This is a genomic window from Pseudomonas sp. AGC41, from assembly GCF_057334555.1.
In genome coordinates this window covers 77,197-89,907 of sequence record NZ_JBHFJB010000022.1, presented here as the reverse complement: position 1 = coordinate 89,907, position 12,711 = coordinate 77,197, and the positions used below count along the sequence as shown (strand labels likewise).

Genomic DNA, 12,711 nt, shown 5'->3' with positions numbered 1-12,711 from the left:
GGCCTCGACCCAGTCGCCGCCGATGAGCATGCGTGGGGCGCGTTGGACGAAGGCCGAGGTGGCGGGGAGCAGATAAGGCAGGGGCATGATGAGACCTCTTGTTGTGCGTGAGAAACGTGGATTTCTCCAAGGTTCGCAATGGCTGTGCCAAGTGCCGGAATGGACGGATAGGGCCCTGTTGACGCAGTCTCCAGTGATCAAAGATGAAGGTTGGGACGCGGGTCTGTCGCAAATCGAGACAACGCATGAGACGGCGAATAAACCCCGTTCATAGCGAAATTTCCTCGCTGGCTATAAGTGTCCAGCCGGGGGGCATCTATGCTTGTCTCAGACTGCTACAGCTGTCGCGATATAAGACGTAGACCATTTCGGTCAGATGCGTAAAAAAGCCAGGATATTCCTGTAAATATTTGATCTGGATGGGGTTAGTTAAGCTGGCACGCTCCGTGTATTGCTTATCGCAGACGTTTCTCTTGCCTCCGTCAGCGGGTTGTCGCCGACGGCAGAAACCATAAAAACGATAAGCCACAAAAATAAGAAAGCACCGTGCGAGGTTCGACGTTGATGAAGAGAAAACTCCGATCAGGCCTGAGTGTCAGTCTGCTGACCGCAGCGGCGTGTGTGGCGCTGCATTCGCCTTACAGCCTGGCAGCTCGCGATGCCCAGACCATCCTCAAGGAAACCTGCCAAGGCTGCCACACGCCCGAAGGCGATAACGCCCTGAGCCGTATTAGCCACCAGCGCAAAACCCCGGAAGGCTGGCTGATGAGCATCGCCCGGATGCAGATCATGCACCGTGTGCAGATCAACGATGACGACCGCCGCAGCCTGGTCAAATACCTGGCCGACACCCAGGGCCTGGCGCCGAGCGAAACCGACGGCGTGCGTTATGCGCTGGAGCGACGGCTTAATACCGTCGAGAAATTCGACGACCAGACCAGCCAGATGTGTGGTCGCTGTCACTCCGGTGCGCGGGTTGCCCTGCAGCGTCGACCTGCCCAGGAATGGGAGCGCCTGGTGAACTTCCACCTCGGCCAGTGGCCGTCCCTCGAATACCAGGCCCTGTCCCGCGACCGCGACTGGTTCGACCTGGCCCGCAAAGAGATGGTGCCGCTGCTGGCCAAGCGTTATCCGCTCGACAACCCGGCCTGGAAAGCATGGCAGGGCAGCGCGCCGAAAGCCGAGGCGCTGGTCGGCGACTGGAGCTTCAGCGGGCACCTGCCGGGTAAAGGCGAACTGGCCGGCGTCATGAGCGTGACCGCCGATGGCAGCGATACATTCAAGGTCAGCGTCAAAGGTCGGTACGCCGACGGCAGCCCGTTCAACGGCGACGGCAGTGCGATTGTCTACACCGGTTACGAATGGCGCGGCAACGTGGCCATCGATGGCGGGACCATGCGGCAGGTATTCGCCGCCCAGGGCGACGCCATGCAGGGCCGGATGTTCGAGGCCGAGCACGACGAACGGGGTCTGGACTTCGTCGCCGCGAAACAGGGTTCCAATCGTTTGCTGGCGGTGCAGCCAGGTTATCTGAAGGCGGGCAGTGAAACCGAAGTCACCCTGATCGGCAGCGGTCTCACTGGCAAACCGAACTTTGGCAAAGACGTGGAGGTGGTCCAAGTGCTGGAGCAAACGCCCGAGCGCCTACGGCTCAAGCTCAAGGCGGCTGCCAATGCGCAACCGGGCCTGCGCAACGTCACGGTCGGCACGCTGAAAGGCCCGACACTGTCGGTCTACAGCAAGATTGCTGAAGTCAAAGTCGTGCCCGAATTCTCGGTCGCGCGGATCGGCGAGGGCGGTGGTTCGACGCCGAAAGTCCAGGGCCGTTTCGATGCTGAAGCCTGGGGCAAGGGCGCTGACGGTAAGCCCTATCGCATCGGCGTGTTCCCGGCGCAATGGACAGTTGAGGCCTTCGATGACCGCGCCAAAGAGGATGAAGACGTCAAGTTTGCCGGCACCATGCAGGCCGATACTGGCGTGTTTACCCCAGGCGATGCCGGGCCGAACCCGCAGCGCAAGATGTCCACCAACAATGCCGGCAACCTCAAGGTGATCGCCGCCGTCGACGACGCAGGGAAATCCCTGACCGGCGAAGGCCACATGATCGTCACCGTGCAGCGCTGGAACAATCCACCCATTCCATAAATTGGCTGTTCTTAGCGGTTCCAGACACTTTTCGGAATGACCGCAGGCTGCGTGAATCGGGCTTGTACAGGAGGTTTGCAATGGGCGCTATCTTGAATCTGGTCGAACGCAATCTGCACGAAGTGCATGTCGACGCCGACCGCATGTTGTTTCATATTCCCAGCAGCTCGCTGTTCGCCAGCGATGAGCTGACGGGCACCATCATCGATACCTTGCGCGGTCCTGGCTGTTCCTCGGACGACCTGATCCAGCGCTTGGCCGCACGCTTCAACGGCGAAGAAATCACCGAAACCCTGCGTGAGTTGATCTCTCTGGAACTGGTCAGCGACGGTTCGCCACTGACGCCGGACATCGCTACCAAACGGGTCGAGCGCACGGCGATCAATACCGTGGTGCTCAACGTCAACACCGGCTGCAATCTGAGCTGCACCTATTGCTACAAAGAGGACCTCGACAAGCCCTCGGCCGGCAAGAAGATGGACGTCGAAACAGCGGTCGCTTCGGTCGAGATGCTGCTGCGCGAATCTGCGGATGAAGAGCGTTTCACCGTGGTCTTCTTCGGCGGTGAGCCGCTGAGCAATCGCAAGCTGATCGAGTATATGGTCGATTATTGTGAAAAGCGTTTTGCCGAGGCGGGCAAGTTCGTCGAGTTCGTCATGACCACCAACGCCACGCTGCTCACCGAAGAAACCGTCGACTATCTGAATGCCCACCGCTTCGGACTGTCAGTGAGTATCGACGGACCGAAAACCGTGCACGACCGCAACCGCATCACCGTGGGCGGGCAGGGCACGTATGACGTGGTGCGGCGCAAGGCCGAGATGCTGTTGTCGCGTTACAACAGCCGTCCAGTGGGGGCGCGGGTAACCTTGACCACGGGCGTCACCGACGTCGAAACGATCTGGGACCACCTGTTCAACGAACTGGGGTTTGCCGAGGTCGGTTTTGCTCCGGTGACGTCCGGTGATATCAGCAGCTTCAACCTGTCCAGCGACGAGCTGATCGAAGTCTTCGCCAACATGAAGAAGCTCGGGCGGCGTTATCTGGAAGCAGCGTTGGAACACCGCAATATCGGTTTTTCCAACCTGCACCAGTTGATCACCGACATCCATGAAGGCCACAAAAAGGCGCTGCCTTGCGGTGCGGGCCTGAAGATGCTGGCGGTGGATCACAAGGGCGAATTGAACCTGTGCCATCGCTTTACCGGTTCGAGCCTGCCGACGTTCGGCAACGTTCACAGCGGGGTGAAACAGGTCGAGTTGAACGACTTCCTGTCCCAGCGCCTGGACCGTACCAACACCGGTTGCGAAGACTGCCAGATCCGCAATCTCTGCTCTGGCGGCTGCTACCACGAAAGCTACGCCCGATACGGCGACCCGACCCATCCGACCTATCACTACTGCGAACTGATGCGTGACTGGGTCGACTTCGGCATTGAGGTCTACACCCGGATCATGGCTCACAACCCTGCGTTTATCAGCAGCTACATCACCCCGCGCAAGGCTCACTGATATGAAACATCTCAAGGCAATCAACAACAAAGCCCAGAAGCTCGATCAGGCCGCGGCCGAAAATCGTATCGAAGAAGTGGTGGCGATGAGTTCCGTCGCCGGCTGCGCTTCGACCACTGACCCAGGTTGGGAAATCGACGCGTTTGGCGGCGTGTCGTCGTTGTGCCAGCCGATGGAAGCCGATCTGTATGGCTGCTCCGACCCGTGCTGGTGGCCGGCCCAGGTGCCGGACATGATGAGCACCTACCCGGACTGGAACAACGATGCCCAGGCGTCCAACGACAACTGGCGCAACCTCGGGACTGTCTTTCCGAAAGACAAGTGATCGGACATGAAAAAGGATTCCAGCATGCAATGCATCAAAGCCTGCGGCTTGGCCGCGTTCGGTGTCCTGAGCGCGATTTCGCCCAATATTCTGGCCGATGAAAACACTGCGCTGCAAAGCGGTCACGAGTACATGGTAACCACCAATTACCCGAACAACCTGCACGTGATCGACCTGGCCAACGACAGCCTGTTCAAGAGCTGCAAGATGCCGGACGCTTTCGGTCCCGGAACCGTGCAACTGTCGCCGGATCGCAAGATCGCCTACGTGCTGAACAACCATTACGCGGATATCTACGGCGTTGAACTGGACAACTGCAAGCAGGTCTTCCACGCCAGTATTACCCAGAAACCAGGGGAGAAAGCGAAGTCGATGTTCGCCTTTACCCTCAGCCATGACGGCAAGGAACTGTTCGCCATCGCCAACCCGACGTTGATGCTCAATGATCGTTACGAGGTGCAGCAACCTCGACTCGATGTGTACGCCACCGATGCCGGCATGGACGCCAAACCCGTTCGCAGTTTCCCGGCACCGCGGCAGCTGACCATCATGCAAAGCGGTGACGACGGCACGTTGTACGTGGCGGGAGCGGATGTCTACAAGGTCAACGTGAACACCGGCAGGTTCGACGTGCTGATTCCCAGTCGCCATTGGAAGCGTGAAAACTACAGCGCGCCGGACGTGCTTTATGTGTGGAACCAGCAGACCTACCGTCATGATTTTTCGCTGCTCTACACCGCTGCGAAATTCAAGGACAAGAAGCAGGACCCGGCCACCGCCGAATACCTCTATGGGCTGTTCAGCATCGACCTGAAAACCGGCAAGACCGAAACCACCGACTTCGGCCCCCTGACCGAAATTTACTTCAGTGGCATGCGCTCGCCCAAAGACCCGAACCTGATGTTCGGCGTGCTCAACCGGCTGGCCAAGTACGACATCAAGCAGAAAAAACTGCTTCAGGCCGCTACGCTGGATCATTCCTATTACTGCATTTCATTCAACAAGGCCGGCAGCAAGATTTACCTGGCGGGTACCTTCAACGACGTAGCGGTGTTTGATGCCGACAGTTTGAAGCAGATCGGCAACATCAAGTTGCCCGGCGGGGACATGGCGATTACCACGGCGCAAATATTCACCCGATAAAGCAAACACGGCAACCATTCAACAAGGGCGCCAGCGGGGTAACCCCTGGCCCACCCCTGGATCGTACAGAGAGTATCGATATGAGTGTTCCCAGTTACACCAGTGGACCGCAAACCACACCCTTGTTGGCGATGACCATTGGCACGGCGTTCGACCGAGCGGTGGAACGGTTCACCGATCGCGAAGCTTTGGTCGTACGGCACCAAGGGCTGCGCTACACCTGGGCACAGTTGGCCGAGGAGGTGGACAGTTGCGCGCGAGGGTTGCTCGCATTAGGGCTCAAGACCGGTGAACGGGTGGGTATCTGGTCGCCGAACTGCGCGCAATGGTGCATCGCCCAGTTCGCCACTGCCAAGGTGGGCGCGGTGTTGGTGAACATCAACCCGGCCTACCGTTTGACCGAGCTTGAGTACACGCTCAAGCAATCGGGGTGTCGCTGGCTGATATGCGCCGACTCGTTCAAGACTTCCAACTATCACGCGATGCTTCACGATCTGCTGCCCGAACTTGAACGCTGCGCGATGGGCGCACTTGAAAGCCGTCGGTTGCCTGAGTTGCGTGGCGTGATCAGCCTCGGCGACAAGCCGGTTGGCGGTATGTTGTTATGGACGGGACTGCTGGACCTGGCTGAACAAGTGTCTGCGGAGCAGTTGCGGCAATGCGGTGAGCAACTGCAGTTCGACGACCCGGTCAACATCCAGTACACCTCAGGTACCACTGGATTTCCCAAAGGTGCCACCCTCAGTCACTACAACATCCTGAACAATGGTTTTATGGTCGGTGAAAGCCTGAAGCTCAGCGAGCGCGACAGGTTAGTGATACCTGTGCCGCTGTATCACTGCTTCGGCATGGTCATGGGCAATCTGGGTTGTGTCACCCACGGAACGACAATGATCTACCCCAGTGCAGCCTTCGATCCCCTGGAGACCCTGCGGGCCGCCGCACAGGAGAAAGCGACCGGCATGTATGGCGTGCCAACGATGTTCATTGCGATGCTCGAGCACCCGGAGCGTCAATCATTGGATTTGAGCCATCTACGAACGGGCATCATGGCCGGCTCCACCTGCCCGATCGAAGTCATGAAGCGGGTGATCGACGACCTGCACCTCAAGGAGATGCAGATCGCCTACGGCATGACCGAAACCAGTCCGGTCTCCACCCAGACCGGCCCGGACGACGATATTGAGCACCGCGTCACCCGTGTCGGCCGCACCCAACCGCATCTGGAAAGCAAGGTCGTCGATGAGCAAAACCGAATCGTTCCGCGCGGTCAGATCGGCGAACTGTGTACCCGAGGCTACAGCGTGATGTTGGGCTATTGGAACAACCCGCAAGCGACTGCAGAAGCCATCGATGAGGCACGCTGGATGCACACCGGCGACTTGGCAATCATGGATGACGAGGGTTATCTGAGAATCATCGGGCGCAATAAAGACATGATCATTCGTGGTGGAGAGAACGTCTACCCGCGTGAAATCGAGGAGTTTTTCTTCACTCATCCTTCAGTGGCGGACGTACAGGTGATCGGCGTTCCGGACCCAGTTTATGGAGAAGAAATCGTCGCTTGGGTCAGGTTGCATGAGGGGCACCAGGCAAATGCCGACGAGCTGCGCGATTACTGCAAAGGCCGGATCGCCCACTTCAAGACGCCACGCCATTTCAAGTTCGTTGACGATTTTCCGATGACCGTCAGCGGCAAGGTGCAGAAATTCCGCATGCGTGAAATCAGCGTAGAGGAGCTGGGAGCGCCAAAAGGCGATTTCTTATAGTCGGTTAATTTCCTCGATTAAGCCGCCTGCATCATGGACCGCTACTGGGATGTGCTGGCGCATAACGAAGCCGTGGTCCAGATTTTTATCAGATCCTTTGGAACGCTTTTTCCGGCACGGTCACTCAGGTGTAAGGATGTCACCGCTCATACCGGAGTCATTCGCATTCTTCTACCTGCCGATACCAAGAGGAAATGCCATGGATACGATTAATGTAGGTGCAAGCCGCGAGCTGACTCGCGTACCTGATGAGATACAGCAGGAAGCAACACCGCAGGTCTCTCAATCTCCTAGCCTCAGCTCTACAGGGGCAGCGATGCGCACGCGGCTTCAAAACCATTTCGAGGCTCACCTTGAGAAAGAGGCTGGCTCCGCTGAACCAGCTGCCCCTGCTTCAAGCGCCCGCAACGCGGAGCTGAATGCCATTCGCGATGACCGTGCTCAACGGTTAGAGGCGGGGGGATATAACGTCCATGACATGGAGAAGGCGGAAAAGAACGCGGCCAGAGCCGACAGGTTGTTTGCGTCAATAAAGTCAGGGATGGGGGGGACGCCCTTTGCGGTACTTACCGAGGCAGGTAATTTCCAGCCGTCGATCCTTCAGGTATCGGGCACGCATGCCAATACAGTACGCCAAGCGGCTATAGAGAACGCTATGTCATGCTTGTATGCCGGTATGGCGGATGCTGCCGGCAACAAGACGATCGCTGGTTTCAAACCTGGTTACTACCTTAAACCCGAGAGCGATACGCTGCACCCGTCGCTTCAAGCATCGGTGGCGGAGAAGTTACTGGCGTTGGACAAAGGTCCCTTGCGTAATGCTTTCGACGAAGCCAATAAGTGGCTTACCGGATTTGCAGTACGTAATACTGCAATGTACGCGTCAACGCTTGCGATGACGGCTGCTGGCAGAGAGAACCTGGATGCAATCCTGCAACCGGCTCTGCGACCGGTCACGGCTATCATCGTGGGTATCGCCATTGAGCACTACAACGTTAGCCGCGATCGCACTAACCATTTAGCTGATCCTGCAATGCTCTACGGTCGTCGAGATGCTGTAGCGCCAGGGCAGCCTCACAAGCCTATCGATCAAGATACCGAATGGCTGGATGACTTCGAAACGCTAAAGGATCTCGATGCCTCGGCCTTGGTCAAGATGGTTTCCGCGCGGCTTGGTGAAGGCGCGGCTACGGCGCTGAATGCGGTCATCAGCGGCGATGCCTTGAAAGAGATACTCGACCCGGTCAGTGTTGCAGGAAATGGTCTGCTGATTGGCGGCTTTTCTGCAATGGGCGCGGCCACAGCCGCCACAGCCAACTTGGCGAAGTCTAACGAGCTGGGAAAAATGGCGGCCACCGCAGCCTCGGAGGGTGTAAAAAACGTACTGGGTACCCTGGCTTTCGGGCTGTGGGCAGCTGGCGCCTCGCTAGGAGGATCGGTGCCGAAAAAAGCCACCGCTGCTGTCGATGCCCATGTACCAAAAGCAGTAGAAAAGGGCGCAGATGCAGCTGGCAGAGTGGCGGTCAAGGGCGGTGAGCTTGCACTCAAGACCTCGCTCGCCGGCGCCAGGCTCGCCAAAGAGACGGCTGTTTCAGCCACCAACCACACCAAAAGTGCAGCTCAAGCGACAGGAGATGGAGTCATCAGCGTTGCCAGCGCCATCGGCACCACCTCTCAATCGGCCTGGAACAAAAGCATTGGTGCCCTGCGGCAACGCGCCACGGCCCCTTCGCAAAGCCAGGCCGCCCAAGGTCAAAGCATACCGATGCAGCCGCTCGCAGGTGCGCAGGCCCAGACATCGTCCTCAGCGCCCGCGCGTCCGCCTGCTCAGGATGATGGTGATATCGTGTAGCAGCCTTTCCATGGCGTGCCGATGTGCGAGCCGGGTGAGGATCTGATGCAGGGCAACGGAAAGAGAGGACGTCATTGAAAAACATGTGGTTGGCGACGATCGTTGCTTGCGTCGTCAGTGTGAGTTTTTGGCTGGCGGCGTCATGGTCGGCCGGAGTCAATGAGCCATGGGACGCCCAATGTTATTGGGCTGTCCTATATCCTGCGTCCCTGGCGCTGACATTGACCCTTGGTCTGCTGTTGCCAAAGCGCAGGTGGCTGGCTGGCCCGATCGTGATGTTCGGGCAGATTCCCTGTGTGATGATGACATCTGAAACGGGGCCGCTGCTGGCGGTTGGCGTTTTGTACTGCATTTTACTTTCGATCCCGGCAATGCTGCTGTCCTGGGGCGCGCACGCGATCTATCGGCGGCTCGCCGCCAGCTGATGCGCAAAGTGTTTCCGATCCCGGCGGCTTGTTCCGAGCGACCCTACGCCGACCTTGGGTGGTCCCTAGGCACCCGCCTTGGATGATTACTTACAACCCAAAGCGAACGATCTTCCACGTCAACTTTCTACTTAACCTGAATGGCCTCGAATTCGAATTGGCGTTAGCATTTCATTCATCCGGCTTAAAAGCCTGTTTTTTTAGATCAGGGTCACACTGTGGAAAAGCTAAAACGCCTTCAAAGCGGAATCGAAGGGCTCGACGCTCTGCTTAACGGAGGGCTGGTCGCGGGTGCTTCATACATAATCCAAGGCCGTCCAGGCTCGGGCAAGACCATCCTCGCCAACCAGCTTGGATTCCATCACGTGCGTAATGGAGGCCGTGTTTTAGTTGCCACACTGCTGGCCGAGTCGCATGACCGTCTCTTTCAGTTCCTCTCTACCCTGAGCTTTTTCGACTCATCGAAAGTTGGCGCTGAAATCCAGTTCGTCAGCGCCTTCGATACGTTGGAAAACGAAGGTCTGGATGAGGTGGTAAAACTGCTTCGGCGTGAGATCAGTCGGCAGAAGGCTACCGTCATGGTCGTCGACGGATTGCTCAATGCGCGCTCCAAAGCCGATTCGCCTATCGACACCAAGAAATTCATTCTGGAACTGCAAGGCCATGCAGCGTTCGCCGGCTGTACCGTGCTGTTCCTCACCAGCTCGCGGCTTGACGATGGTAGCCCAGAGCACACGATGGTCGATGGTGTTATCGAAATGGGCGAGGAGCTGTTCGGCACCCGTTCCGTGCGGCGTATACAACTGCGCAAGACGCGAGGCAGCAGCGCATTGACCGGTCTTCACGAATGTGAAATCACTGATAACGGCTTGGTTGTCTATCCGCGTCTGGAGAGCCTGTACAGCCGCCCATCCTCTTCCGACAGTGCAGACATGACGCGCATCGCCAGTGGTATCGATTCGCTGGACGAAATATTGGGCGGAGGGCTACACAGCTCCAGTGTGTCTCTGGTCATAGGGCCTTCCGGGATCGGCAAAACCACGCTGGGTCTGAAATTCCTCGCCAAGTCCAGACCAGATGCTCCAGGTTTGCATTTCGGATTCTATGAAAGCCCACAGCGGCTGCGCCTGAAAGGCTCCTCATTGGGCATCGACATCGAAGCCATGGAAGAGAGCGGCGCGTTGAGCATTGTCTGGCAGCCCACCACCGAAGGGCTGCTGGATGGACTCGGCTCAAGATTGCTGAGCATCGTCAAGGAGAAGGGTATCAAACGCCTGTTCATCGACAGCCTGAGCGGGATGACACGCGTTTCGACAAATCCGGGACGGATTACCGACTTCTACAGTGCGCTGATGAATGAGCTGCGCTCCAGGGGCGTTACGGTATTTGCATCCTGGGAAATGCGCGACCTGTTCGGTTCTGAGGTCAGCGCACCTAACTCCGACCTGTCAAGCATCGTCGATAACCTGATGCTGATGCGTTTCTTTGAGAATCGCGCTGAACTAAGTAGGACACTTTCCATTCTTAAAGTACGAGATAGCTCCTATGACCCCTCGCGATTCGAGGTGGTGATTCGTGATCAAGATGTTTTCCTGAAAAAGGCTTCGAGGAATGAACCTTCAGTTGCAACTGAGTCCTTGCCTGGTTCGATTTCATAAGTCTTTGAGCAGGTTGAAAAATTAACATGACCACCATCCTGGTCGTCGACGACGAGTATCTGATCGCTGACATTCTCAGCTTCGCGCTGGAGGATGAAGGCTTCATGGTCGTAAAAGCCAGCAACGGTCGGAAGGGACTCGAAGTTCTCGAAAGGGAGCGTCCGGCGCTGATCATTACTGACTTCATGATGCCCGTCATGGATGGCTTGGAGTTCGCCACCGCTGTGCGAAGGCTTGCGTCCGTCAATCATTTGCCAATCATCCTGATGAGCGGTGCCCAGGCGCACATAGGAATGCAAAGGTCGGACTTGTTTGACGCAGTCGTGCCAAAGCCATTCGAGATAGGCGCCATCATCGCAGAGGTAAAAAAGCTCTTGGCTGCAGAGGACTTCGGTGTGATGTGACTGGCGCCACCGACACTGGCCGTTAGGTCCTTATTTCAATTGGCTAGCAAAACGTTCAACAGCGCTTAAAACCTGCTTTGCTCCTTCCTGGATTTCGACGATAACCGAGCCTGCCTGGTTGGCAAGTACTAAACCTTGCTCTGCTTGATGCTTGCTACCCGCCATGTCCTGTACGGCTTTATTGACCAGGTCCTGGTTCTTGCTTACGACGCTGACGATTTCTTCAGTAGCGGCACTGGTGCGGCCTGCCAATTGCCGCACCTCATCTGCCACCACTGCAAATCCGCGTCCTTGCTCACCAGCCCTGGCAGCTTCAATGGCAGCATTAAGGGCCAGGAGATTGGTCTGTTGGGCGATGCTACCTATCGTCTGGACTATTGAGCTGATCAGGTGTGATTGCTTTCCGAGATCTTCCATGCTCAGTGACACAGACTGCATTTCGACAGATATCTGGCGCATTATATTCACCGCCTGCTGAACAACCAATGCGCCTTCCTGGGCTTTAGAGTCAGTATTCTGCGATATGTCATAGGCAATACTCGCTGCTTCGTTAACCTCAGATTCCCTGTCGACCTGATCAGTAATAACGGTGGCGAATTTAACGAATTTGTATAGCTTGTCCTGAGCGTCGTAGACCGGATTATAGGAAGCTTCGAGCCAAATGGTGCGTCCATGACTATCAATCCTCTTGAATCGCCCGGCGACAAACTCCCCTCTGTTCAATGTGTCCCAAAAGGCGGCGTATTCAGGCGAAGACGCCTCCTGATGCTCGCAAAATAAGCGGTGGTGCTTGCCTTTGATTTGCTCAAGGGTGTAACCCACCGTCTGGAGGAAGGGCGGATTCGCGGTGAGTATGATGCCGTTAGGGTCGAATTCGATGATTGCAGTGGAGCGGGAAAGCGCCTTTATAAGGGCTTCGTTTTCTCGGGCCAGGTTCATTGATGCGGTGATGTCCCTGCCAAAAAACCTGATGCTCAGGAGGTGCCCGGAATTATCTTTTACGGGCTGCCAAAGTCCCCATAACCAAACCAGGCTGCCATCAACGTGGAGATAACGATAGTTGTCGCTTACAGAATGGCCTTTGCCCACTGCCTCGCGTAGATTGTGGTAGCAAGGAAGGTTCACTACATAGCTCGGAACGATTTCGCTTAAAGGGCGTTTGATTGAAGTGCTGTCATATCCCAACACGCTGAGAAACTTTGAGTTGGCGTCTACGATTTCAAAATTTTCATTGACGGTGAAAGCCAGCGTCTCATCATTCAAGCCAGTGAGTAACTGCTCATGCATGGCTAATCGTTTGTTTGCTTCTTGTAATTCTTGTTTGAGATGGCTATTAAACATTTTCAGTCCCTTGAGAGATGACTTGCGTTTCCAGCTTATCGGCGTCTGTTGCGTTTGCTTGACACTAGTCGCGGGTGAAATAAATTCAAGGCAGGGCAGCCTCGTCGACGCGCCAACGGTAAGGATTTGAGCAGCGCA

At 56.6% G+C, this 12,711-nt stretch carries 9 protein-coding genes and 2 pseudogenes; 9 read left to right on the top strand and 2 right to left on the bottom strand.

Features of this window, described 5'->3' with window-relative positions:
* Positions 1-564 precede the first annotated feature (564 nt).
* The 9 genes from peaA (at position 565) to ACE04F_RS03150 (ending at position 11,232) form a co-directional block, all read left to right on the top strand.
* On the top strand, positions 565-2,145 hold the full coding sequence (peaA, locus tag ACE04F_RS03190; protein ID WP_486104795.1) for a quinohemoprotein amine dehydrogenase subunit alpha: 1,581 nt from the start codon (positions 565-567) through the stop codon (positions 2,143-2,145).
* An 80-nt stretch (positions 2,146-2,225) separates the two neighbouring features.
* Positions 2,226-3,656, top strand: coding sequence for a quinohemoprotein amine dehydrogenase maturation protein (peaB, locus tag ACE04F_RS03185; protein WP_486104793.1), 1,431 nt, complete (start codon positions 2,226-2,228; stop codon positions 3,654-3,656).
* Between the two features lies 1 nt (position 3,657).
* The gene (gene qhpC, locus ACE04F_RS03180) at positions 3,658-3,981 is read left to right on the top strand and encodes a quinohemoprotein amine dehydrogenase subunit gamma (RefSeq protein WP_486104791.1); all 324 of its coding nucleotides are present in this window, start codon (positions 3,658-3,660) and stop codon (positions 3,979-3,981) included.
* A gap of 24 nt (positions 3,982-4,005) precedes the next feature.
* Positions 4,006-5,124 carry a quinohemoprotein amine dehydrogenase subunit beta gene (gene peaD, locus ACE04F_RS03175; RefSeq protein WP_486104789.1) on the top strand — a complete coding sequence of 373 codons (1,119 nt, stop codon included), beginning with the start codon at positions 4,006-4,008 and terminating at the stop codon, positions 5,122-5,124.
* A gap of 80 nt (positions 5,125-5,204) precedes the next feature.
* Positions 5,205-6,893, top strand: a complete 1,689-nt coding sequence (locus tag ACE04F_RS03170; RefSeq protein WP_486104787.1) for an AMP-binding protein — start codon at positions 5,205-5,207, stop codon at positions 6,891-6,893.
* 199 nt (positions 6,894-7,092) lie between these two features.
* Complete coding sequence (locus tag ACE04F_RS03165) at positions 7,093-8,745, top strand: RopAA-2 (protein ID WP_486104785.1); 1,653 nt, start codon at positions 7,093-7,095, stop codon at positions 8,743-8,745.
* A gap of 74 nt (positions 8,746-8,819) precedes the next feature.
* Positions 8,820-9,170: a hypothetical protein gene (locus ACE04F_RS03160; RefSeq protein WP_486104783.1), complete on the top strand. Its 351-nt coding sequence runs from the start codon at positions 8,820-8,822 to the stop codon at positions 9,168-9,170.
* 218 nt (positions 9,171-9,388) lie between these two features.
* Entirely contained in the window at positions 9,389-10,828 is a 1,440-nt protein-coding gene (locus ACE04F_RS03155) for an ATPase domain-containing protein (protein ID WP_486104781.1), read from the top strand.
* Positions 10,829-10,854: 26 nt separating this feature from the next.
* Positions 10,855-11,232, top strand: coding sequence for a response regulator (locus ACE04F_RS03150; RefSeq protein WP_486104779.1), 378 nt, complete (start codon positions 10,855-10,857; stop codon positions 11,230-11,232).
* A 30-nt stretch (positions 11,233-11,262) separates the two neighbouring features.
* On the opposite strand, the pseudogene ACE04F_RS03145 reads toward ACE04F_RS03150, so the two are convergent.
* A pseudogene (locus tag ACE04F_RS03145) lies at positions 11,263-11,700 on the bottom strand (methyl-accepting chemotaxis protein); the annotation flags it as partial.
* A gap of 102 nt (positions 11,701-11,802) precedes the next feature.
* Positions 11,803-12,519 (bottom strand): annotated as a pseudogene (locus tag ACE04F_RS03140) (PAS domain-containing protein); the annotation flags it as partial.
* Between the last annotated feature and the right edge of the window lie 192 nt (positions 12,520-12,711).